The 23,486-nt window shown below is 58.1% G+C and carries 17 protein-coding genes; 8 read left to right on the top strand and 9 right to left on the bottom strand.

What is annotated here, in order from left to right; genetic code table 11:
* Positions 1–51 precede the first annotated feature (51 nt).
* From EL257_RS14390 to EL257_RS14375, 4 genes are all read right to left on the bottom strand, one after another.
* Positions 52–921 carry a phospholipase gene (locus tag EL257_RS14390; protein WP_126363584.1) on the bottom strand — a complete coding sequence of 290 codons (870 nt, stop codon included), beginning with the start codon at positions 919–921 and terminating at the stop codon, positions 52–54.
* Between the two features lie 177 nt (positions 922–1,098).
* Complete coding sequence (locus EL257_RS14385; RefSeq protein WP_126363582.1) at positions 1,099–1,950, bottom strand: phospholipase; 852 nt, start codon at positions 1,948–1,950, stop codon at positions 1,099–1,101.
* 161 nt (positions 1,951–2,111) lie between these two features.
* Positions 2,112–3,401, bottom strand: coding sequence for a glycosyltransferase (locus EL257_RS14380; RefSeq protein WP_126363580.1), 1,290 nt, complete (start codon positions 3,399–3,401; stop codon positions 2,112–2,114).
* A 118-nt stretch (positions 3,402–3,519) separates the two neighbouring features.
* Positions 3,520–3,894, bottom strand: coding sequence for a response regulator (locus tag EL257_RS14375; protein ID WP_126363578.1), 375 nt, complete (start codon positions 3,892–3,894; stop codon positions 3,520–3,522).
* A gap of 263 nt (positions 3,895–4,157) precedes the next feature.
* Between EL257_RS14375 and EL257_RS14370 the strand changes: the two genes are divergently transcribed.
* From EL257_RS14370 to EL257_RS14350, 5 genes are read left to right on the top strand one after another with little or no spacing between them, the layout of a single operon-like run.
* A complete protein-coding gene (locus tag EL257_RS14370; protein WP_126363576.1) occupies positions 4,158–7,649 on the top strand; it encodes a response regulator in 3,492 nt (1,163 codons plus the stop codon).
* Positions 7,649–8,482 (top strand): CheR family methyltransferase, encoded by an 834-nt coding sequence (locus EL257_RS14365; protein ID WP_126363574.1) that lies wholly within the window; start codon positions 7,649–7,651, stop codon positions 8,480–8,482. Before EL257_RS14370 ends, EL257_RS14365 begins: the two co-directional genes overlap by 1 nt.
* Positions 8,479–9,072, top strand: a complete 594-nt coding sequence (locus EL257_RS14360) for a chemotaxis protein CheB (RefSeq protein ID WP_126363572.1) — start codon at positions 8,479–8,481, stop codon at positions 9,070–9,072. Before EL257_RS14365 ends, EL257_RS14360 begins: the two co-directional genes overlap by 4 nt.
* Positions 9,066–10,280, top strand: a complete 1,215-nt coding sequence (locus EL257_RS14355) for a hybrid sensor histidine kinase/response regulator (RefSeq protein ID WP_126363570.1) — start codon at positions 9,066–9,068, stop codon at positions 10,278–10,280. The genes EL257_RS14360 and EL257_RS14355 overlap by 7 nt, the downstream gene beginning before the upstream one ends.
* A 44-nt stretch (positions 10,281–10,324) precedes the next feature.
* On the top strand, positions 10,325–10,702 hold the full coding sequence (locus tag EL257_RS14350; protein ID WP_126368131.1) for a response regulator: 378 nt from the start codon (positions 10,325–10,327) through the stop codon (positions 10,700–10,702).
* A gap of 118 nt (positions 10,703–10,820) precedes the next feature.
* Here the strand turns inward: EL257_RS14350 and EL257_RS14345 are convergent, their stop codons facing one another.
* From EL257_RS14345 to EL257_RS14335, 3 genes are all read right to left on the bottom strand, one after another.
* Positions 10,821–12,491, bottom strand: a complete 1,671-nt coding sequence (locus EL257_RS14345) for an ATP-binding protein (protein ID WP_126363568.1) — start codon at positions 12,489–12,491, stop codon at positions 10,821–10,823.
* Positions 12,488–13,990 (bottom strand): ATPase domain-containing protein, encoded by a 1,503-nt coding sequence (locus EL257_RS14340; protein ID WP_126363565.1) that lies wholly within the window; start codon positions 13,988–13,990, stop codon positions 12,488–12,490. The genes EL257_RS14345 and EL257_RS14340 overlap by 4 nt, the downstream gene beginning before the upstream one ends.
* A gap of 131 nt (positions 13,991–14,121) precedes the next feature.
* The gene (locus EL257_RS14335; protein ID WP_126363563.1) at positions 14,122–15,177 is read right to left on the bottom strand and encodes a tetratricopeptide repeat protein; all 1,056 of its coding nucleotides are present in this window, start codon (positions 15,175–15,177) and stop codon (positions 14,122–14,124) included.
* A gap of 169 nt (positions 15,178–15,346) precedes the next feature.
* Here EL257_RS14335 and EL257_RS14330 point away from each other — a divergent pair, with 169 nt between their 5' ends.
* Genes EL257_RS14330 through EL257_RS14320 form a run of 3 tightly spaced genes read left to right on the top strand, consistent with a single transcriptional unit; the run spans position 15,347 to position 18,621 of the window.
* The gene (locus tag EL257_RS14330; protein WP_126368129.1) at positions 15,347–17,482 is read left to right on the top strand and encodes an FUSC family protein; all 2,136 of its coding nucleotides are present in this window, start codon (positions 15,347–15,349) and stop codon (positions 17,480–17,482) included.
* Positions 17,472–17,672: a DUF1656 domain-containing protein gene (locus EL257_RS14325; protein ID WP_016774855.1), complete on the top strand. Its 201-nt coding sequence runs from the start codon at positions 17,472–17,474 to the stop codon at positions 17,670–17,672. The genes EL257_RS14330 and EL257_RS14325 overlap by 11 nt, the downstream gene beginning before the upstream one ends.
* A 25-nt stretch (positions 17,673–17,697) precedes the next feature.
* A complete protein-coding gene (locus tag EL257_RS14320) occupies positions 17,698–18,621 on the top strand; it encodes a biotin/lipoyl-binding protein (RefSeq protein ID WP_419866625.1) in 924 nt (307 codons plus the stop codon).
* Positions 18,622–18,864: 243 nt separating this feature from the next.
* Here EL257_RS14320 and EL257_RS14315 read toward each other — a convergent pair whose 3' ends face one another.
* A complete protein-coding gene (locus EL257_RS14315) occupies positions 18,865–20,286 on the bottom strand; it encodes an efflux transporter outer membrane subunit (RefSeq protein ID WP_126363559.1) in 1,422 nt (473 codons plus the stop codon).
* A complete protein-coding gene (locus EL257_RS14310) occupies positions 20,283–23,474 on the bottom strand; it encodes an efflux RND transporter permease subunit (protein ID WP_126363557.1) in 3,192 nt (1,063 codons plus the stop codon). The genes EL257_RS14315 and EL257_RS14310 overlap by 4 nt, the downstream gene beginning before the upstream one ends.
* Positions 23,475–23,486 lie beyond the last annotated feature (12 nt).

The following is a 23,486-nucleotide window of genomic DNA, read 5'->3' as shown; positions in this document are numbered from 1 at the left end:
TATCGCCGCCAGATCATGCCTCTTTCGGGGGGCGCTCGGCCAGCAGCGCTTTCAGACAGTGACGCGGAGCCTCTCGCCATAAACCGCTTTCTCGCTGCTGGCGATCCAGCAGTGATTGACGATGTCCGACTCCTCGAAAAAGTCGCTGTTGATGATGCTGCACCGGGTGGTCAAGCCGCGAGAGGAATGAAACCAGTCATTGATATGTCGCTCAAGGTGCGACGGCCCCCCGAGAAAAGTGTAACCAGTGACCGACAGGGACCACAGAATGTCTTGCATCGGCTGGGCGAGGCTGGTGGCGATCAGATTGCGCAAGTCGGAAGGGTAGACGAACGCTTCGCCTGTCCATTTGTGCGGGATTTTCGGCCAGTAATACAGATCGTCCAGTTCTTGTCTTGCCGGTACTGCGGCGACAATTCTGCGCAGGGCACTCGCGCGCTTGAGGTGCGCCACGTCGAGGTGCGCGTCCTCGAATGAAATCAGGCGCGAGCCCAAGCCCTGCATCAGCCGTTCATGCAGTTGTCGATAACCAAAGGGTTTGTCACCGTCGCCCAATTGATGAAAATCAAGGATGAGAAACTCATCGGGATGCTGATCAAGAAATGCGGTGACGGCGTCGACCAGGTCGTCCAGGTTGCGCCCGGATTTGTAGCCGTTGTGATGGAAGTAAAATGCCGGAGCTGCCGGGGCCGGGTCGTAGCCGAGACGGATATCGAAAGCCCGTGCGCCGTTTTCCAGTTGCCAGGTGAAAGAACCGTTCTGGCACACCGTCCAATGACCGAAGACAGGGTCATGATCGGGTGGTTTTCTGTCCATGCCACAATTGTGTGCGCCGGGCCAGACGAGGTCGGTGAGCTTCAAGCATCCGATCTCCAGCACGTGGCTCATCCAGTTTTTCTTGTCGAGCGTGTTTTGCGGCATGGCAACATCCCTATTGCTGGGTCGACCCTTCCGTGGGACGAGAAAATGATTGGCAGGCGGCGGTGTTGGCCGCCGCCGTCCGGGTGATTTCTACCCAAGCGTAGAGGGGGAATGCTGATTCGCCAAGACCTGGAAATATCTGCACAAAGATAGCGATCTGATCGCACCGCTGCGTGATTACATCAGCGCTTTGGCGATATTAGCTTCGCGGCAGTAGGCAACAATGTTGGACTCTTCGATGAAGTCAACGTTGATGATGTTGCACTTGCTGGCCCAGTCGCTTTTGCGCGGATCAAACCACTCATTCAGTTCTTCGTGAATATCGACGGGGCCGATCGGAACAGTGTACACGGCTGCAGATAACGACCATGGGCTCCATTGGCTTTGTGGGTTTTGCAATAGCTCACTGATGAAGCTTTTCAAAGTGGCTGTGAGAAACGAACCCTTGCCGACCCATTGATGTTCGATCTGCGGGGCGAACAGGTTGTAATCCAGATCAGGATGGGAGGGCCCGGTAAGTAAAACCCGTTTGGAAATACTGTCGCGTTTAAGCGTCGCAAGGCTTCTGTGTGTTTCTCCCGTTTCGATAATAAGGCTGCCGATGAAAAACTTGATCAGACCGTTAGACTCCTTGAAGTCGAATGGTCCCTCGCTACTGGAAAGTTCATGGAAATCCAGAATGACGAATTCGTCCGGGTTCTCTCTCAGGAACTGTTTGAGATCTCGGAAAAGATCACCAAGCGTGCGCGACGACAGGTATTTGTCATGGCAGAAGCGGAATTTGTCGACGCCATTTTTATTGCTTAAACACACCAGGCGTAGATCAAGCGCCCGTGCGCCGTGGTTCAGTTGTGCGTAGAACGAATCATGTTGGCACGCCAGGAAATGCGCCCCGGGCAGAAATGCGTAGGAAGCCTTCCAGTCACTTCCCGCGTTATGCGTGCCCGGCAGACACATCTTGCTGAGGGATAATGAATCAATGTTTGGTGTAGTCTTCATCCAGTTGCGGTTTGAAGATAGAGCGTTCATATGAATACCTTTAGTTAGAAAGTGCGAGGCCTGTCGCAGGCAACGACTGAAGGTATTTATATGGAATATCAACGCTTGTTTAAACTGTCATTTTGATTCAGGAAAAAACCAAATTATTTTTCTGCTTGTTTGTAACGGGACATATAAAAGTGTGGATTTGCTTATGTCCTGTTTTTCGCTTCAATCCACTGCGCCATGTACTGCGTACTTTTATGCAAGTGGTGGCGCAACATACTGCCGGTAAAGTTGCTGGTTCGACGCTGCTTCAAATGCGCCCGGCAGTCGTGCAACTTTTCGATCAGAGCGGCGCCATGTACCGCTTGGCGATAGCGATCGGTGAGCAACGAAAAACCGAATGTCTGAGCCTGTTTCCATGCCGCTTCATTTTGATAAAGCTCAACGGCTTGGCGGGCGATGGCTTCGGCGCTCTGCGCGATCCGCCCAGGCCACGGATGGTCGCCATGCATGGCTTCAGCACCGATCGGCGTGGTGACGCTTGGCGTTCCGCAGAGCATCGCGTCGACCAGTTTGCCTTTGATTCCGGCGCCGAAACGCAAGGGTGCCAGACAGATTCTGGCGGCGGACATCACTTGCAGCGCATCTTCAGCCCAGTTCATGACATGAAAACCTTGGGCAGGGTTATGCAGCGCAGTGGCCTTGGGCGGCGTGTAAGCCCCGTAAATATGCAACTGAGCGCTGGGCAGTTGTTGGCGAATCAAAGGCCAGATCGCGGTTTTCATCCAGAGCACTGCATCCCAATTGGGTGCGTGCCGGAAGTTACCGATACTCAGAAAGTGTTCGCGCTGCTCAAACGCACGGGGCGGCTGGCGGGGCGGTTCGACCATCAACGGGCACCAGTGCAACAATTCTTGAGGCACACCGAACTGCTCAATCAGCAGTTGGATTTCGACTTCCGAAATCATCAGGTTCAGGTCGCATCGGTACAGCGCGGCGATCTCGCGTTTGGCCAGGTCGGAATCGGCCATCAATTCGAACTCTTCCGGCAACGCAGGCGAATACAGTGCGCTGAAATCGTTTTGATCGTCGGTGTGTTTAAGGTGATTTTTCAGGCGCTGATGACGGGCATGCCGCAGGCTTTGCAGGTCCGAGGTCTCCAGCACGCGCAATGCCTGCGGGCAGTTTTTTTCGACCCGCCAGCCGAATTGTTCTTCCATCATGAATTGGTCGAACAGAACGATGTCCGGGGCCAACTCGCTGACAAAGCGGTCAAAACTGCTGTTGTTCAGCTCGATCGGCACTTCGCGTATGCCCAGGGCATCCAGGTCAGCCTTGTGTTCGCCAGGGCCGGCAGGGCTACTGAAGGTGATTTCCCATCCTTGCTCCCGAAAGGTCTGCAGGATCTGCATGACATGGCCGCTGGCCGCCGAAGATTGCGGTTCCGGCCAGACATAACCGATGACCAGCACTTTGGTGGCGGAAGGTTGGATCATGAAGGGTAATCCTGAGCAAACGGGCAAAAAAGGGCGCAATTAAACCACAGGACTCAGGGTCCTTGGCCAATGCGCCCTGTCAGGCTGACGGCGGGTCGATAACAATGAAAGCTGGGGGCTAGTTTGCTGCTTGGCTTGCGAGGATGCCTTTGACCTTGTCACGCAACTGATCGATGGAAAATGGCTTGCCGATCATATGCATGTCCTTCGGGATCTCCGCGGCTTCAGCATAGCCACTGGCGAACATGACCTGCAGATCCGGACGCAGTTTGCGCGCTTCGGTTGCCAATTCATGGCCGTCCATACCCGGCAAGCCAATGTCCGTCATCATCAGGTCGATGCGCTGGCTTTCGTCCTTAAGGACCTCCAGGGCCTGCTCGCTGCCGTCGGCTTCCACGACCTTGTAGTCCAGCTCCTCCAGCACATCGACGATAAGCATGCGCACGATGGCATCGTCTTCGACGACAAGGATGATCGGAGGATTGGTGGACATGGCAGGACTCTCAAAAAATGAAATCGGGGATACCGGTCAATCAAAATCGCCGGACTCATGCATGAGTAAGTGGCGTGTGGCCACAAGTTCCCGGTCTGATACAAAAAAGAACAGGTCAGTGCGATGCGGCAAGGATAACTGCTGGCGTCGTCTCATGCGCTGGCGTATGTAGGAAAAAGCCATCATTTGTGTGAGAAAAATGGATCCAGCTAGGGGTTTTGGGGCAAACTCTCGGGTTTTCAACAGTTCGACAAGGCTTCCCCATGTCCTCTCCGTCTTCGGTTGATGAGCAACGGTTTCGCAAACTCCTGAGTCGCAACGTCAGCCTGCCGCTGGGTGTCGGCGTACTCAGCGCCGTGTTCTTCGTCTCGCTGATCACCTATTTGCTGTCGGTGATCCAATGGGTCGAGCACACTGACCGGGTGATCAATAACGCCAATGAGGCGGTGAAACTCACCGTCGATCTGGAAACCGGCATGCGCGGTTATCTGCTCAGCGGCGACGAGCACTTCCTCGATCCGTACGAGACCGCCAAACCACGCATCGCCGTGGCCCTGACGACGTTGATGGAGCTGACGGCCGACAACCCGGCGCAAACCGATCGCCTGCGTCGTTTGCAAGCGCTGCAAGTGGAATGGGCCAATTACGCCCAGTCGATGATCGATCTGCAGCGCACCAGTGGCGATTATCGCGCTGCGGTCAAGTCCGGCCGGGGCAAGCGCCTGACGGATGAAATCCGCAAGCAGTTTGAAGACGTTATCCAGACCGAGCAGTTGCTGCGGACCACGCGCAACGAAGACGTGCGCACCACGACGATCTGGAGCATCACGCTTTACTTGATCTTCATTATCGGTATCAGTGCTTTGCTGGCCTACATCGGCCGCCGGGATTTGCTCAACCTTTCCACCAATTACGCTGCCAATCTGGCGGCACAATTGGCCAGCGCCGAGCGTCTGGAGAAGCAGGCGTGGCTGCGCAATGGTCAGACACAGCTTGCCGAGCAAGTGCTGGGGCAGCTGACCCTGAATCTGCTCGGACGCAATATTCTGCAGTTTTGTGCGCAATACCTGGGCACCGCGGTAGCAGCGTTGTATGTGCGAGAAGAACACGGCGGTCTCAAACGCGTTGCCACTTACGGCTTCTCCCGCGAGCAGGAGGAACAGGATCAGTCGATCTACAGCGGCGAAGGCATCGTCGGCCAGGTCGCCCACCAAGGACGGCTGATTCGTCTCGATTCGGTGCCGGCCGACTACTTCAAAGTCAGCTCGGGTCTGGGCGAAGGCCTGCCGCACAGTGTGCTGGTGGTACCGACCAGCGACGACGACCGCATCAATGGCGTGGTCGAACTGGGCTTTCTGCGCCCGCTCACAGAACGCGACATCGAATTGCTGGAATTGATTGCCAGCAACATCGGCACCTCGATCGAAGCTGCGCGTTACCGTCAGCGCTTGCAGGAAGTCCTCGCCGAAACCCAGCAGCTCAACGAAGAGTTGCAGGTGCAGCAGGAAGAACTGAAAACCGCCAACGAAGAGCTCGAAGAGCAGTCGCGGATTCTCAAGGAATCTCAAGCGCATCTGGAAACCCAGCAAGTCGAACTGGAACAGACCAACGAGCAGCTTGCCGAACAGGCGCAGACACTGGCCGAGCAGCGCGACGCCATGGACCTGAAGAACTCCGAACTCAATCAGGCGCAGGCGCAACTTGAAGAGCGCGCCGAAGAGTTGCAGCGCTCGAGCAAGTACAAGTCCGAATTCCTCGCCAACATGTCCCACGAACTGCGCACGCCGCTGAACAGTTCGCTGATTCTGGCCAAGCTGTTGGCCGAGAACCCGCAGGACAACCTCAGCGCCGAACAGGTCAAGTTCGCCGAATCGATCTATTCGGCCGGCAACGATCTGCTCAACCTGATCAATGACATCCTCGACATTTCCAAAGTCGAAGCTGGCAAGCTGGAAGTCATTCCGGAAAATACCAATGTGGCGCGTCTCGCCGACGGCTTGCGCGGCATGTTTGAACCACTGGCCGCAGACAAACGCCTGACCTTCAACGTCGAATTGCACAACGATGCGCCGGCGACGATGTTCACCGACCGCCAGCGTCTTGAACAGGTGATCAAAAACCTGTTATCCAACGCACTCAAATTCACCGAGCAGGGCTCCGTCAGCCTGACCATCGCCGGTCAGCCGAACGACCACATCGCTTTCATCGTTCGCGATTCGGGCATCGGTATCGCGCAGGACCAGCAGGAAAGCATTTTCGAAGCCTTCCGCCAGGCCGACGGCACCACCAACCGCAAATACGGCGGCACTGGTCTGGGGCTGTCGATTTCCCGAGACCTGGCGACCTTGCTCGGTGGTTCGATCAGCGTCACCAGCGCACCGGGGCAGGGCAGCACGTTTACGCTGGTATTGCCGCGTCAATACAGTGAAAACGGCGAGGCGCCGAGCGCGCCTCTGAGCCTTACGCCGCCGGCCGTCACGCCGGTTATCCCGCGCGTCACTGCGCCGGTTTCCACCGCGCCGGTGGTTATTCCGCGGTTTGCCGATGACCGCGACAGGGCTCCGTTCGCCACCCGCTGCATTCTGGTGGTGGAGGATGAACCGAATTTTGCCCACATCCTTTATGACCTGGCTCACGAACTGGGCTATCAGTGCCTGGTTGCCCATGGCGCTGACGAAGGTTATGACCTGGCCAAAGAGTTCGTGCCGGATGCGATCCTGCTCGACATGCGCCTGCCGGATCATTCCGGCCTGACGGTGCTGCAACGTCTGAAGGAACACGCCGGCACACGGCACATTCCGGTACATGTGATTTCGGTTGAAGACCGCGTCGAAGCCGCCATGCACATGGGCGCCATCGGCTACGCGGTGAAACCGACCACTCGCGAAGAACTCAAGGACGTGTTCGCTCGCCTCGAAGCCAAGCTGACGCAGAAGGTCAAACGCGTTTTGCTGGTGGAAGACGACGATTTGCAGCGTGAAAGCATCGCGCGCCTGATCGGTGACGAAGACATCGAGATCACCGCTGTCGGCCTGGCCCAGGATGCCCTGGAACTGTTGCGCACGACGATCTACGACTGCATGGTCATCGATTTGAAACTGCCGGACATGCATGGCAATGACCTGCTCAAACGCATGTCGACCGAAGATATCTGCTCGTTCCCGCCAGTCATCGTCTACACCGGGCGCAACCTGACCCGCGACGAAGAGGCCGAGCTGCGCAAGTATTCGCGCTCGATCATCATCAAGGGCGCGCGCTCGCCAGAGCGGCTGCTGGATGAGGTCACACTCTTTCTGCACAAAGTCGAATCGCAGTTGTCCCATGAACGGCAGAAGATGCTCAAGACGGCGCGCAGTCGCGACAAGGTCTTCGAGGGTCGCAAAGTGCTGCTGGTGGACGATGACGTGCGCAACATCTTCGCCCTGACCAGCGCGCTGGAACATAAAGGTGCAGTCGTGGTGATCGGCCGAAATGGTCGCGAAGCGATTGATAAATTGAATGAAGTCGAGGACATCGACCTGGTGCTGATGGACGTGATGATGCCGGAAATGGATGGCTACGAAGCCACCATTGAAATCCGCAAGAATCCGCGCTGGCGCAAGCTGCCGATCATTGCGGTCACGGCCAAGGCGATGAAGGACGATCAGGAGCGCTGCCTGCAGGCCGGCGCCAACGATTATCTGGCCAAGCCCATCGATCTGGATCGCTTGTTCTCGCTGATTCGCGTGTGGTTACCGAAGATGGAACGTATTTAGTGGAACGCAGCAGTCCGACCGAACGCAACAGCGAGATCGAACTACGTCTGTTGATCGAGGCCATTTACCTCAAGTACAGCTACGATTTTCGCGATTACTCCGGCGCTTCCATCAAGCGCCGGGTGCAGCACGCGCTGAGCCAGTTCGAGTGCGCGACCATTTCGGCCCTGCAGGAAAAGGTCCTGCACGATCCGACGGCGTTCATGCAGCTGCTGCAGTTGCTGACGATTCCAGTCAGCGAGATGTTTCGCGATCCGTCGCACTTTCTGGCAATACGCAATGAAGTGGTGCCGCTGCTGCGCACTTATCCGTCGCTGAAAATCTGGATTGCCGGATGCAGTACGGGCGAGGAGGTTTATTCGATGGCGATTCTGCTGCGCGAAGAAGGCCTGCTTGACCGCACCATCATTTATGCCACTGATATCAACCCGCGTTCGCTGGACAAGGCCAAGCAGGGGATTTTCTCGCTCGAGAACGTCCGCGCCTACACCGCCAACTACCAGCAGGCCGGCGGTCAGCGCTCGTTTGCGGATTACTACACGGCGGCGTACGGCTATGCGATTTTCGACAAGAGTCTGTGCGAAAACGTAACCTTCGCCGACCATAGCCTGGCGACCGACAGCGTGTTTTCGGAAACCCAGTTGATCTCCTGTCGCAACGTTCTGATCTATTTCAACAAGAAGCTTCAGGATCGCGCCTTCGGGCTGTTCCACGAATCGTTGAGTCATCGTGGTTTCCTGGTGCTTGGCAGCAAAGAGACGCTGGATTTTTCCAACTATTCGAGCCAGTTCGAGCCGCTGGTCAAACAGGAACGGATCTACCGCAAATCATGAGCGACGCTGCGGATTTGCCTCGGGTCGAGGCCATTGTGATGGGTGCTTCCGCCGGAGGCGTGGAGGCGTTATTGAGCCTGCTAGGGCCGTTGCGTAAAGGTTTCGCGCTGCCGATCATCATTGTCTTGCACCTACCTGAAGAGCGGCGCAGCCAATTGGCCGATGTGTTTGCCCGGCGTGTGGCGATGCCGGTGCTGGAGGCCGTCGACAAACAGGATATCCGACCGGGCACGGTGTATTTCGCGACCCCCGGCTATCACCTGTCGGTGGAGGAAGATCGCAGTCTGTCGCTCAGTCTTGAGGATCGCCTGCACTATTCTCGACCTTCGATCGATTTCCTGTTCGAATCCGCCGCCGCCGTTTACGGCACGGCTCTGGCGGCAGTGCTGCTGACGGGCGCCAATCACGATGGCGCGCGCGGCCTCGCCGAAGTCAAACGTTACGGCGGCCTGACGATTGTGCAGGACCCTGACGATGCTCAGGTCGCCACCATGCCCCTGGCAGCGCTGAAGCTTCAGCAGCCGGATCATGTCTTACCCATTCGCGGCATCGGCCGTCTGCTTGTCGAGCTGGAACGAATCGCATGCTGAGTAATATCCAAGCCAAACTGCTGATCGTCGACGATCTGCCAGAGAACCTGCTGGCCCTCGAAGCGCTGATCAAGCGTGAAGACCGCACGGTCTATAAAGCGCTGTCCGCGGACGAAGCGCTGTCGCTGCTGCTGCAACACGAATTCGCCATGGCCATTCTTGATGTGCAGATGCCCGGCATGAATGGCTTCGAACTGGCCGAGTTGATGCGCGGCACCGAGAAAACCAAGAACATCCCGATCGTCTTCGTCAGTGCCGCCGGCCGTGAGCTCAATTACGCGTTCAAGGGCTATGAGAGCGGGGCGGTGGACTTCCTGCACAAGCCGCTGGATATTCACGCGGTGAAGAGCAAGGTTAACGTGTTCGTCGATCTGTACCGCCAGAGCAAGGCGATGAAGCAGCAGGTTGAGGCGCTGGAGCAGGCCCGGCGCGAGCAGGAAGCGTTGCTGCAACAATTGCAGAGCACGCAACGGGAGCTGGAGCAGGCTGTGCGCATGCGCGACGACTTCATGTCGATCGTCGCCCACGAAGTGCGCACTCCGCTCAATGGTCTGATCCTCGAAACCCAGTTGCGCAAAATGCATCTGGCGCGCGACAACGCGGCGGCGTTCACCCTCGACAAGATGCATGCGATGGTCGATCGCGACGAGCGTCAGATCAAAAGCTTGATCCGCTTGATCGAAGACATGCTCGACGTCTCGCGGATTCGCACCGGCAAGCTGTCGATCCGGCCAAACCGATTCGATCTGGTGCAACTGGTCAGCAACCTGCTGCAAAACTTTGCCCAGCAGATCGAAGCCGCCGAAACCGAAGTGTCGTTTACCGCGCCTGAGCCGGTCGAGGGCAACTGGGATGAATTCCGTATCGAGCAAGTGGTGACCAATTTGATCACCAATGCGCTGCGCTACGGTGGCCGCAGCCCGATTCAAGTACGTGTTTATCGCGATGACGACGAGGCGCGGATCGAGGTTCAGGATCACGGCATCGGTATCAGCGCCGAGAACCAGAAACGTATTTTTCAACAGTTTGAACGGGTCTCTGCCAAGACAGTGGTCGCCGGGCTCGGGCTGGGTCTGTTCATTTCCGAGCAGATCGTCGCCGCCCATGGCGGCTCCATCGTCGTCGAGAGTGAAATCAACGAAGGCGCCCTGTTTCGCGTTTGTCTGCCAATCCAGGAAAACGGCATATCCGACGCAACCTCTGAGTGACCACACGGTCGTATCAGCAGCTATTGACCGAACAAAGGCTTCCCATGAGCGTAGATGCGCAAGATGTAGTACTCGTCGTCGAAGACGAACCGGTTATCTTGATGGTTCTGACAGATTATCTGTCGGGGCAGGGCTATCGCGTGCTGCAAGCTGAAAATGGCGAGCAGGCCTTCGAGATTCTCGCAAGTAAACCGCACCTGGACATGTTGATCACCGATTTTCGCCTGCCCGGCGGCATTTCCGGCGTGCAGATCGCAGAGCCTGCGGTAAAGCTTCGACCGGATTTGAAAGTGATTTTTATCAGCGGCTACCCGCAAGAGATTCGCGAGACCGGCAGCCCGATCACGCAAAAGGCACCGATCCTCGAAAAGCCGTTCGATCTCGACATATTGCAGGAAAAGATTCAGGAACTGCTCGCCTGATACAAATGCAGGAGCTGCCGCAGGCTGCGATCTTTTGACGTTGGGTTTTAAACGAAGGTCAAAAGATCGCAGCCTTCGGCAGCTCCTACATGTTCAGCGAATTCATAATTCAGTGCTTTCAGATTTTGATCATCTCGCGCACCTTCGCCGTGAGCAGATCGAATGTGAACGGTTTGGTGATCATCTGCATTCCCGAATCGAGGAAGCCCCCGCGCACCGCTGCGTGCTCGGCGTACCCCGTGATGAACAGCACCTTCAAACCGGGTCGGTATTGCCGGCCCACTTCCGCCAGCTGACGACCGTTCATGCCCGGCAAACCGACGTCGCTGATCAACAGATCGATACGCTGTGTCGAGTTCAAAATCGGCACGGCGCTATCGGCGTCGCTGGCTTCGACAAAGGCGTACCCCAACTCACTGAGCACCGCGCAAACCAGCACGCGGACGGCCGGGTCGTCTTCGACGATCAGCACGGTTTCGCCATCCATGGCATGCGGCGCTTGCTGGGTATCGGCGGCGGGGAGTTCGATTTCTTCACCGCGAAAGCGCGGCAGGTAAAGTTTGACCGTGGTGCCTTGATCAACCTCACTATCGATCGAAACATGGCCGCGCGATTGTTTACTGAAGCCATAAATCATCGACAAACCGAGGCCAGTGCCCTGGCCAATCGGTTTGGTCGTGAAAAACGGATCAAAAGCACGGTTCATCACGCTTTCCGGCATGCCGCTGCCGTTGTCGGTGACACTGAGCACCACGTACTCACCCGGTTCCAGATTGCTGTAGGCCTCGGTGAATTCGCGGTTCAGCACCTCATTGCTGGTCTCGACCACCAGTTTGCCGCCATCGGGCATGGCGTCGCGGGCATTGATCACCAGATTGAGCAGGGCGCTTTCCAGCTGATTCGGATCGGCTTCCGCTACCCAGAGTTTGTCGTCCAGGCGCATTTCCAGCTGAATGCTCTCGTTGAGACTGCGCTGCAGCAGCTCGCCCATAGACAGCACCAAGGTATTCATTTGCACCGCTTTGGAATCGAGCGATTGCCGCCGGGAAAAAGCCAGCAAGCGGTGAGTCAGGCCGGCGGCGCGATTGGCGGAAGTCACGCCCAGGTCGATCAGGCTATCGAGGTCATCGAGACGACCACGGGCCAGACGTCGGCGCAGCAGTTCCAGACTGCCGATGATCCCGGTCAGCATATTATTGAAGTCGTGGGCGATACCGCCGGTGAGCTGGCCAACGGCTTCCATTTTTTGCGACTGGCGTAATGCTTCCTCGTTGTGGCGCAGTTGCGCCGTGCGCTCTTCGACCTGGTGCTCAAGGCTTTCCAGTGTCGATTGCAGACGCCGTTCGCTCTCGCTCAGGTCGATCAGGCGGTCGCGGGCCTCGTACTGTCGTCGCCGTCCACGCAGCGCGGCAGAAACCATACTCACCAGCGTGGCGGGATGAAATGGCCGTTCGAGGAACGTGACGTTGCCCAAGAGGCTGCTGAGACGTGAAAAGGGACTTTGTTCGTGGCCGCCATGGTGAGTCAACAAGACGATCGGCAGGTCAGACCAGGCCGGTTGCTGCTCCAGATGCAGCACCAGCGCCTCGATGTCCGGCCCTCCCAGCGCCTCGGCCGCGATCAGCAAGAGACCCGCACCGTGTTCTAGCTCGGTGCAGAGTTTGCCCAGGCTGGGGCATATCTCTGCGCAAAAACCTGCCTCGTCGAGAATCATCAGCGCAATCTGACTGTCGCGGCCCAAGGGCGCCAGAATCAGCGCCCGTTCGGCCAATGAAAGCTGAATGGTCACAGGTCCGCTTCCCGAAGCAGCGGATTCTTCTCGCCCATATAGGTCGGTACGCCGCGTAGCACACCCTGGAAGGATTCCAGAGGTGCGCCGATGGTCATGCCTTTTGCGGAAATCAGGTATTCGCGGATGGTCGATTCGTGGCTGCCGGTGCGTTTCTTGATCACCGAAATCGCACGGCGCACTTTGCCCAGCGCTTCGAAGTAGCGCAACAGAATCACCGTGTCAGCCAGATAGGTAATGTCCACCGGCGCTTGCATGTCGCCCACCAGTCCGTGTTGCGCAACCGTCATGAACGTTGCCGCGCCTTTGCGGTTCAGGTACAGCAGCAGTTCGTGCATGTGCAGGACCAGCGCATTCTCTTCCGGCATGGCGGCCTGATAGCCGTTGATGCTGTCGATGACCACGGTTTTGATCTCAAGCTCATCGACGCAGCGTCGCACACGATGAGAAAACTCGCCCGGCGACAGTTCGGCTGCATCCACTTGTTCGATCAGCAGATTGCCGGTCGCCTGCAGTGCCTTGAGATCGACGCCGATGTTTTTCATGCGCTCGAACAACAGGCCCAGCTCTTCATCGAAAATAAACAAGGCCGCTTTTTCGCCGCGTTTAACCGCAGCGGCAGCGAAGATCATCGCGATCAATGATTTGCCGGTACCTGCCGGGCCGAGAATCAACGTACTGGAGCCGGTCTCGATACCGCCGCCGAGCAGGGCGTCCAACTCCTTGATGGCACTGGACAGTTGCAAGCGTGGATAGTCGCCACGGTGCTCAGCAGCGACCAGTCGCGGGAACACATGCAGGCCATCGCCCATGATGGTGAAGTCATGGAACCCGCCGCGATATTTCTGACCACGATATTTGACCACCCGCACCCGACGTCGCTCGGCGCCGTAATTGGGGGTCAACTCTTCAAGGCGAATCACCCCGTGGGCGACACTGTGCACGGTTTTGTCGAGAGACTCAGTGGTCAGGTCGTCGAGTAGCAGAACGGTGGCGTTATAACGCACAAAGTAATGCTTGATTGCCAGAATCTGCCGGCGATAGCGCAAAGAGCTCTGCGCCAGCAGACGGATCTCCGACAGGCTGTCGAGTACCACGCGTGTAGGTTTGTATTGCTCGACCGCGTCGAATATCTGTTTGGTGGCTTCGCCCAACTCCAGGTCGGAGGAATACAGCAGGCTCTGCTGGTGCTCAGCATTGAGCAGGCTTTCCGGCGGGGTCAGTTCAAAGATCTTGATGTTGTCGTCGAGCGTCCAGCCGTGCGATAGCGCACCTTGTCGAAGTTCGACTTCGGTTTCCGACAGTGTGATGTACAACGAGCGTTCACCGGCTCGCGCGCCGGCCATAAGAAAATGCAAAGCAACCGTGGTTTTGCCGGTTCCGGGTTCACCCTCCAGCAAAAACACATGGCCGCGAGACAAGCCACCCGCCAGGATGTCGTCCATACCCACAATGCCGGTGGCGGCTTTTGCACTGATCAACTCGTTAGAAGTAGACAAATAATGTCCTCTGGTGACTAGGGGAAGCGGTTCCGCTTGATCAAGCGGTGACCTCATTAACTTGACCTTGCGCCGTGATGGCAGTTCCGAACCTCGTTGCTGAATGTGTCGAACTGGCGGTAAGAATCGCGTCAAAGGCCTTGCTGTAAAGCCGGGTCATCCGGATTGAGTTGCTCAAGCTGCGCCAACAGAATCTGCACGTTTTGCAGTTGGCCGCTTTCTTTCCAATAGTTGATCAGCAAAACCCGCGCCTTGCGGTCGGCCGGGTGGCGCTGGACGATCTCCTGCAACTGGTTTTGCGCCGCTTCCAGCTCCTCGGCGCTATGCAGCGTGGTCGCGAGGTCGTAGCGATAATCCTTGTTGTCCGGCTCAAGCTCCACGGCTTTGGACAAGCCTAGCAGGGCATATTCGCGCTGCCCGTGGTGCAACAGCCACAAACCGAGAGCGTGTTGCAGGTAAGCGGAATCGGGCTGAGCCTTGAGCTGCCGGGCAAGCAGTTGGCGCGCTGCATCGCTTTGGCCCTGACGGTCGAGCACATCGATCTGCATGACCAGTGCCGACAGGTTGCCCGGTTCCAGTCGCAGCGTGTTGTCCAGGGCGAGTTGGGCCTGTTTGTATTCGGCGTTGTGAATATAGAGGCGCGCCAGTTGCGCGTAATTGGCGGCGCTCTCCGGCTGGCCTTCAAGTGCCTGTTGCCAGCCATCGGTGGCTTGCTGCAACGGCGCGAAGTACAGCCCCAACTCATCCGGGGTCAGGCCGAGCAGGGCGTTGATCGCGGCGAATCGCACGCTTTCCTCTGCGTCATCGAGCAACGGCGCGAGCAACAGACTCCGTTGCCCACCGGGTACCAGGCCCACAACACTATTAATCGCCGCCACCCGAACTTGCGGCGCCGCGTGGTGCAAGTCGATGTCAGCCAGTTTCAACGCCTGCGGGCTAGGGTAATTGGGCAACTCGGCATGCAACCACACTCGGCGTTTAACAGAGATGTCCGGACGGCCCAATTGTTGGTACAACTGGCGCGCTGCACCGGGTTCACCAACCCGGGCGGCGTTTAATGCTTCGCTGTAGCCATGCTTGATTGCATCGGGAATGGTCGGTGTGCTGCTGCGCAGAGACAGCCAGACGATGCCGAGGATCAGTACGAGGCCAAGGCCTATCAGCAGATTGCGGCGGGACTGAGTCATGCGGGTTTCCGAAGCGTCGAACTTGAGCAGAGCGGCAAGCTTCGGTCAGCTTGGCGCGTGAGTCAAACCCTTGCCTGCGAATCGTCCTACGAGTCGTGTCGACTGTGAAATCCGTCAGGCTTTTGCTGCAGTGTCTACGCTTGCAGAAGTCGTTTTGATGAGTATGCCCATGCCTGCGCTGTTTGCTTACTTCAAAGCTTTGATCCATCCCGGTCAGGCTGTTTTGCTGTTTGCCCTGCGGACCATCGCCGCCGGGTTGTTGACCCTTTACCTGGCGTTCGTTTTTGATCTCGAGCAGCCCAAGTGGTCGATCATGGCTGTGGTCATTGTCAGCCAACCGCTGGCGGGGATGGCGCTGGCGCGCAGTTTTGGCCAAGTGATCGGCACTACGGTCGGCGCGGCGGTGGCGGTGTTGATCATGGCAATCTTTCCCCAGGCGCCGCTGCCATTCATTACAACCTTGGCGCTGTGGCTGGCGCTGTGCACGGCGGGTGGCACGTTATTGCGCTACACCAGCTCCCAGGCGTTCGTGCTCAGTGGTTACACGGCGGTGGTCGTGGCCCTGCTGGCGATTCCAGATCAGGACGGCACTTTTCTGCTTGCCGTCACCCGTGTCACCGAAACCCTTTTGGCAGTCGCATGCGTCTGCGTGGTCAGTTTGCTGACAGCCCGGCCGGAGGCCGTAGCCAAGGGTTATTTTGCCAAGATCGATCAGGTGATCAAACTCGCCGCCAGCCACGCCGCCGAAGTGCTTCGCACTGAAGAGAGCGAAGCGGATTTTCAGCGTCGACAAATGCAACTGCTCGGTGAAATCAGTGCGCTGGAAGGCTTGCGGCGTCATTTGTATTTCGACGCGCCGCGCTTGCGCAGCGCCGACAACCTGGTTTTGCTGCTCGGCAATCAACTGATGCTGCTCACGTCGCGACTGACCGCTTTGCGTCATCAACGCGAATTGCTCATGGAACGCTGGGAGGGAGATCTGCCGCTAGAGGTTCAGCAGTTGCGAACCGAGGAATTGGCGTTGCTTGATCAATTGGCCCAGCAGGGCCGAGCACTTTCTGGGCAGGATCGGCAGCGTTTTGTCTCGCTGCAGCAACGATTCGAATCATTGGCGTACAAAGCCGAGCAACAGACCGAGAACATGAGTGCGGCCTTGCGCTCACTGGCGTGGGCGTTGCGCTGGGAGCAGGCGCGACTGCTGCAGCAACTGGAACAGATTCTTGAGCTGAGTGACGCCATCCAGGAAGGGCGACCGGCCAGTTGCCTGTATCGCGGCCAGACCAGTCCGCTCCACCTGGATTTCACCCTCGCCTCGATGAACGCGATCCGGGCCTTTACCGCGCTATTGGTCGCCGGGTTGATCTGGATCGAAACGGCGTGGGATGGTGCGCGCGGCGGAATGGTGCTGGTGGGGATTCTCTGCTCGCTGATGGCGACCTTCCCGCGTCCGCTGATGGCCGCGCAAAGCTATGCCCGGGGTTTGGCTCTGGCGCTGGTGGTATCGGCGTTCTATCAATTCATGCTGGTGCCGGCAATCAGTGATTTCGAGCTGCTGGCCTTGTTGCTGGCGCCGCTGCTGTACGCCATAGCTGTAGGTATTTCCAGTCCGGCCACTGCCGGTATCGGCATGGGGCTTGGCTTGTCCAGTTTCCTCATGATCGGGCCGCAGAACGTCGGCACCGGGCAAAACACCGCGATTCAGTGGTTCGAGTTCGCAGGTGCCTATGTCAGCGCAGCGATGCTGGCCTTGATTGTCTATGCGTTGATCTTTCCGTTTCGTCCGGCCCTGCGTATTCGCCGCCTGTACGGCGAAGCGCGGGAGCAGGTTTATCAGTTGAGCAAACTGCCAGCCACCGATGAGCAACAGTTTGCCTTCGAGAGTCGGATGGTCGATCGTCTGACCAGCATGCTTGGCTTGTTGCCGGCGGTGAATGATCGTTCCATGCAACGCTTGTATGAGATCAGCCTGGCTTGCGTGGCATTGGGCGTGGCCATGCATCAGCTGCGGCAACAGGCGCAGAACAACGCATTGGTCACCGAAGTCTTCAGCCAGCGCCTGGCCTCGGCGTTGCGCAAGACCGGTCGCCTCGTCGCCGGACGCCAGGACGTGCGATTCGCGACGCTGCTGGACACCCTGCACGAACTGGGCGATGAGCTGGACGAACTGCACACCGCCAGCCATGAGCATTTGTGGTCGGTGTTCCGCATGCGCGTAGCGCTGCTGATTGTCATGTCGTTCCTCGAACGCCACGGCGAATATTTGCAACCTGAAGCACTGGAAGGAGAACCGCAACTTGCCCATTGATTTCGAGATTGGCGGAGTCTATCTGCCACCGATTGCTCAGGCGTTGTTACTGGCAATCCCGATTTTCATGTTGCTGGACTGGTGTTTGCGGCGTTTGGGCGTGCTGCGCCTGGTCTGGCATGAAGCGCTGTTCGAAGGGGCTCTTTATGCCTGTGTGTGTGCCACGCTGATTTTGCTGATGGGAGCCTGATGTCTTGAAAGCGCTAGTTGCACGAATGATGACCGTAGCGGTGGTGATCCTGGCAATCGTCCTCGGCTGGTTCGCTTGGGAGTATTACACCCGCGCGCCATGGACGCGGGACGCTCGGGTGAGGGCGGATGTGGTGACGCTGTCGGCGGATGTTTCCGGGCGTATCGTCAAACTGGCGGTGCAGGACAATCAGCACGTCGACAAAGGCCAGTTGTTGCTGGAGATCGATCCGGCGCGTTATCAGTTGGCGGTGGAGCATGCCCGGCGTTCGGTTGAAGTGTCGAAGGCGTCGCTGGGGCAGTCGCAAGCAGCGATTGTTGCCAGTGAAGCGTTACTCAAACAACGCCAAAGCGAAGAACGCCGGCGACGCACGCTGAAGCAGGGTTTCGCGATTTCCGGCGAAGAATGGGAGAAGTCCAGTACCGACGTGGCGGTTGCCCAGGCGGATCTGTTGCGCAATCAGGCGAATCTCGGGCTGGCGGACGCCAATGTGCAATTGGCGATTGCAGCGCTGACCCAGGCTGAGCTGGATTTGCAGCGCACCCGCGTCGAATCGCCGGTCAGCGGTTACGTGACGAACCTGCTGACCCGTCAAGGTGATTACGCGCAGGCGGGCGGCGCGCTAATGGCGTTGGTCGATAGTGATTCGTTCTATGTCAGCGGTTATTTCGAAGAGACCAAACTGCCGCGGATCAAAGAGGGTGATCGGGTCCGGATTCAGCTGATGAGCGGCGAGAGATTCGGCGGCACGGTGCAAAGCATTGCTTTCGCGATTGCCGACCGCGAGAACGCGCCGGGCAGTCGATTGCTGGCCAACATCAACCCGAGCTACACGTGGGTAAAACTGGCGCAGCGTGTGCCGGTGCGGATCGACATTGATGCTGATTACGCGGGCAAGAATCAATTGCGCGCCGGCACCACAGCCACCGTGACCATCGAGGAACACTAACCCCCTGTAGGAGCTGCCGAGTGCAACGAGGCTGCGATCTTGATCGCTCCCACGCTCTGCGTGGGAATGCAGCCGGGACGCTCTGCGTTCCAAAGCGGAAAAGATCGCAGCCTCGTTTCACTCGGCAGCTCCTTCAGGGGATCGGTGAAACAGGCGGGCATAAAAAAGCCCCGCGACCGAGTGATACGCGGGGCAAAAAATTTGGTTGGTTGCGGCCAACCAAAGGAGCTCTTTAACAACAGGTTATTGACTGGCGACCGTCTCCGGTTGCCAGCCGCCACCGAGGGCCTTGTAGATCGCGACAATGCCACGATACAGATCGACTTCGGCCTGGGCCTGTGTGTCTTCGGCGTTCAGCCGTTCGCGTTGAGCATCGAGCAGCACGAGGAAGTCCGTGGTGCCTTCGCGGTAGCGAATTTCTGCCAGATCGGCCGCCTTGCGACTTGATTCGCTTTGACGGATCAGCGAGATCAGCCGTTGCTGACGCTTGCCATAGTCGCTGAACGCGTTTTCCGATTCTTCGAGTGCCAGCAGCACTTGTTGCTCGTAATTCGCCAGCGCGCCTTCGGCGTCAGCATCGGCACCACGCAAACGCGCGCGGACACTGCCCAGATCGAACGCTGCCCACGTAATGCTCGGGCCGAGCGCCCAGGCGTTGGCCGCCGATGAACCGATCTGCGAACCCCGTCCCGCCGTCCAGCCGAGGAAGCCGCTGAGGCTCACCCGTGGAAACAGATCGGCTTTCGCCACGCCGATTCGCGCCGTGGCAGAAGCCAATTGGCGTTCAGCGCTGAGTATGTCCGGACGGCGTTGCAACAGATCGCCCGGGTTGCCGATTGGCAGGGCCTTGGCAATTGCCGGCAGATCTTTCGGGCTCAGATCGACGGTCAGTTTGTCCGGCCGTTCGCCGAGCAGGGTAGCGATGCGGTTTTTCTGCCGCACCTGTTCCGCCTGCAACTGCGGGACGCTTGCTTCGACATTGGCCAGACGCGCGTCAGCACGCTCGACATCGAGCTGATCACCGACGCCGGCGTCACGCAGGCTGATGGTGATCTTGCGCGACTCCTGCTGGTTGTTCAGGTTGGCCACGGCGATTTTTTCCCGCAGTTGAGCACCGCGCAGTTGACCATAGGCATCGACCAGTTCAGCAATCATGGTGACTTGCAGTTGGTACAGGTCGGCCTCGGCCGCCTGTTGATCGGCGTCGCTGGCTTCCAGATTGCGCTGGATACGGCCGAACAGATCGAGCTCCCACGCCATGTCCAGGCCCAGATCGTAGCGTTCGCTATTGACCCGGTCGGTGGTCTGGCCGGGAATCTGGCCCTTGCCCAAATCACTGCTGGCGCGGCTGGTAATGGTCGGCATCGCATCGTTGCCGGCGTCGTCGCGGATCGCCCGTGCGGCTTTCCAGCGGGTAAATGCCACGCGCAGGTCACGGTTGCCTTGCAGCGATTGCGTCACCAACTGGTTGAGGGTCGGATCGTCGAATTGCTGCCACCAGATGCCTTCGAATTTCGAGCGGTCGAAGTTCTTTTGCCCGGCGGCGCCGTCGGTGGCGGTGGTGATATTCGCCGCCTCCGTGACTGGGGTCTTGTAGTCGGGGCCGACTGCGCAGGCACTCAGGGCCAGCACCAGCAGACTCGGCAGGAAGACTTTCAGACTCATTGTTGCGCCTCCAGTTGCTGTTGAAGTTTTTGCGCCCTGGCCGCTTTGCGCTGCTCGCCGCGTTCGACGAAATTACGAATCAGCACATAGAACACTGGCGTCAGCAGCAGACCGAAGAAGGTCACCCCGAGCATCCCGGAGAACACCGCCACACCCATGGCGTGACGCATCTCGGCACCGGCGCCGCTGGAGAACACCAGTGGCACCACACCCATGATGAACGCGAAGGAGGTCATCAGGATCGGGCGCAGACGCAGACGGCACGCTTCCAGCACCGCAGCGAGCGGGCCCAGACCTTCCTCCTGTTTGTCCTTGGCGAATTCGACGATCAGAATCGCGTTCTTGCACGCAAGCCCCACCAGCACGATCAAGCCAATCTGGGTAAAGATGTTGTTGTCACCGCCGGAGATGATCACACCGGTAATCGCTGACAGCAGGGTCATCGGTACGATCAGGATCACCGCTAATGGCAGGCTCCAGCTTTCGTATTGGGCGGCGAGCACCAGGAACGCCAGCAGTACGCAGAGCGGGAACACGAACAGCGCGGTGTTGCCGGACAGAATCTGCTGGTAGGTCAGGTCGGTCCACTCGTAGGTCATGCCGTTCGGAAGTTCTTCCTTGAGCAGTTTCTCGATGGCTTTTTCCGCTTGGCCAGAGCTGTAGCCTGGGGCTGCGGCACCGTTGATTTCAGCAGTGATGAATCCGTTGTAATGCATCACGCGATCCGGCCCCGAGGTGTCGCTGACCTTGATGAAGGTCGCCAGCGGGATCATTTCGCCTTTGTTGTTGCGGACTTTCAGCTGACCGATCTGATCGGATTCGAGGCGGAACTGTTGCTCGGCCTGAACGTTGACCTGATAGGTGCGCCCGAAGCGGTTGAAGTCGTTGGCATACAGCGAACCCAGGTAGATCTGCAGGGTGTCGAAGATGTCGCTGACGGCAACGCCGTGGGTCTTGGCTTTTTCGCGGTCGATAGCTGCATCGACTTGCGGCACGTTCACGGTGTAACTGGTGAACAGGCCAGCCAGTTCCGGCACGTTGTGGCTCTTGTTGATGATGTTCATGGTTTCTTTGTACAGCTCGTCGTAGCCCAGGTTGCCCCGGTCTTCGATTTGCAGGCGGAAACCACCAATGGTGCCCAAGCCTTGAACCGGCGGTGGCGGGAAGATCGCCATGTACGCCTCTTGAATGTTCGCAAACTGGCCGTTCAGGGCACCGGCAATTGCACCGGCGGACATGCTCGGGTCTTTACGCTCTTCGAACGGCTTCAGGGTCACGAAAACGATGCCGGCGTTCGGGCTGTTGGTGAAGCCGTTGATCGACAGGCCCGGGAACGCCACGGCGCTTTCCACGCCCGGCTGTTTCAGCGCCAGGTCGGACATGCGCTTGATCACGTCTTCAGTGCGATCCAGACTCGACGCGTCCGGCAATTGCGCGAAGGCCACCAGGTATTGCTTGTCCTGACCGGGTACGAAACCGGTCGGGGTATTGGCGAAGCCGAAGAAGGTCAGCACCATCAAGCCTGCGTACAGCAGAAGGGCGATGCCGCTGCTGCGGATTACCCGGCCCACCGTGCCGACGTAGCCATGGCTGGCGCGGTCGAAGAAGCGGTTGAATGGGCGGAACAACCAGCCACCGAAGATCTTGTCGAGTATCTTGGAAAAACGGTCTTTCGGTGCGTCGTGGCTTTTCAGCAACACAGCGGCCAGTGCTGGCGACAGGGTCAGCGAGTTGAACGCCGAGATCACCGTCGAAATGGCGATAGTCAGTGCGAATTGCTTGTAGAACTGCCCGGTGAGACCGGAAATGAATGCCGCCGGAATGAATACCGCGCACAGCACCAGCGCCGTGGCAACGATCGGGCCGGTCACTTCACGCATGGCGCGCTTGGTGGCTTCGACCGGGGTCAACCCCAGTTCGATGTTCCGCTCAACGTTCTCCACCACCACGATGGCGTCATCCACCACGATACCGATGGCCAGCACCAGTCCGAACAGCGACAGCGCATTGAGTGAGAAGCCGAACAGGTGCATCACCGCGAACGTACCGATCAGCGACACTGGCACTGCAACCAATGGAATGATCGAAGCACGCCAGGTTTGCAGGAACAGGATTACCACCAGCACCACGAGGATCAATGCTTCGAAGAGCGTGTGAACCACCGCTTCGATCGAGCCGCGCACGAAGATGGTCGGGTCATAAACGATGCTGTAGTCCATCCCTTGCGGGAAGTTTTTCTTCAGCTCGTCCATTTTTCCGCGAACTTCGTTCGAGATGTCGATGGCGTTGGAGCCTGGACGCTGGAAGATCGGGATGGCCACCGCCGGTTGGTTGTCCAGCAACGAGCGCAGGGCGTATTGACTGGAACCGAGTTCAACCCGCGCGATGTCCTTGAGGCGAGTGATCTCACCATCATCGCCGGAACGAATGATGATGTTTTCGAATTCTTCCTCGGAAACCAGACGGCCCTGAGTGTTGACCGAAAGCTGAAAGCTCTGGGCGTTCGGGGCAGGGGGCGCACCCAGTTGACCGGCCGCCACCTGACGGTTTTGCTCACGAATCGCGGTGACCACATCGGTCGCGGTCAAATTGCGCGAGGCGGTCTTGTTCGGGTCGAGCCAGACGCGTAGCGAGTAGTCGCCCATACCGAACAGCTGCACATCGCCAACACCGTTCAGGCGAGCAAGCTCATCCTTGATGTTGAGGATCGCGTAGTTCGACAGGTAGAGCATGTCGTAGCGTTTGTCCGGCGAGGTCAAGTGCACAACCATGGTCAGGTCGGGCGAAGCCTTGTCGACGGTGATACCGATTCGTGTCACTTCCTCGGGAAGCTTGGGCTCGGTTCGGGTTACCCGGTTTTGCACCTGCACCTGCGCGTTATCCAGGTCGGTGCCCAGGGCGAAAGTGATGGTCAGGGTAATCTTGCCATCGGCGGTCGACTGCGAAGACATGTACAACATGTTCTCGACGCCGGTGATGGCTTGCTCCAGCGGAGCGGCCACGGTTTCACCGATGACTTTAGGGTTGGCGCCGGGGAAGTTGGCGCGCACGACCACGGTCGGCGGCACGACTTCCGGGTATTCGCTGATCGGGAGCTGGAACAGCGAAATCGCACCGGCGATCAGGATCAGCAGCGAAAGTACCGCTGCGAAGATCGGCCGTGAAATGAAGAATTGGGAAAAATTCATCGGAGTTATCGT

Source organism: Pseudomonas fluorescens, from assembly GCF_900636825.1.
Lineage (GTDB): Bacteria > Pseudomonadota > Gammaproteobacteria > Pseudomonadales > Pseudomonadaceae > Aquipseudomonas > Aquipseudomonas fluorescens_BG.
Note: the sequence above shows the minus strand (reverse complement) of the source record. Positions and strands in the feature narration are given on the sequence as shown.

Excerpts from the sequence above, each read along its gene's own strand:
- EL257_RS14385 (WP_126363582.1), bottom strand. The coding sequence starts at position 1,950 with ATGAACGCTCTATCTTCAAACCGCAACTGGATGAAGACTACACCAAAC.
- EL257_RS14350 (WP_126368131.1), top strand. The coding sequence starts at position 10,325 with ATGAGCGTAGATGCGCAAGATGTAGTACTCGTCGTCGAAGACGAACCG.
- EL257_RS14330 (WP_126368129.1), top strand. The coding sequence starts at position 15,347 with ATGCCTGCGCTGTTTGCTTACTTCAAAGCTTTGATCCATCCCGGTCAG.
- EL257_RS14390 (WP_126363584.1), bottom strand. The coding sequence starts at position 921 with ATGCCGCAAAACACGCTCGACAAGAAAAACTGGATGAGCCACGTGCTG.
- EL257_RS14355 (WP_126363570.1), top strand. The coding sequence starts at position 9,066 with ATGCTGAGTAATATCCAAGCCAAACTGCTGATCGTCGACGATCTGCCA.
- EL257_RS14375 (WP_126363578.1), bottom strand. The coding sequence starts at position 3,894 with ATGTCCACCAATCCTCCGATCATCCTTGTCGTCGAAGACGATGCCATC.
- EL257_RS14320 (WP_419866625.1), top strand. The coding sequence starts at position 17,698 with ATGATGACCGTAGCGGTGGTGATCCTGGCAATCGTCCTCGGCTGGTTC.
- EL257_RS14310 (WP_126363557.1), bottom strand. The coding sequence starts at position 23,474 with ATGAATTTTTCCCAATTCTTCATTTCACGGCCGATCTTCGCAGCGGTA.
- EL257_RS14370 (WP_126363576.1), top strand. The coding sequence starts at position 4,158 with ATGTCCTCTCCGTCTTCGGTTGATGAGCAACGGTTTCGCAAACTCCTG.
- EL257_RS14380 (WP_126363580.1), bottom strand. The coding sequence starts at position 3,401 with ATGATCCAACCTTCCGCCACCAAAGTGCTGGTCATCGGTTATGTCTGG.
- EL257_RS14315 (WP_126363559.1), bottom strand. The coding sequence starts at position 20,286 with ATGAGTCTGAAAGTCTTCCTGCCGAGTCTGCTGGTGCTGGCCCTGAGT.
- EL257_RS14335 (WP_126363563.1), bottom strand. The coding sequence starts at position 15,177 with ATGACTCAGTCCCGCCGCAATCTGCTGATAGGCCTTGGCCTCGTACTG.
- EL257_RS14360 (WP_126363572.1), top strand. The coding sequence starts at position 8,479 with ATGAGCGACGCTGCGGATTTGCCTCGGGTCGAGGCCATTGTGATGGGT.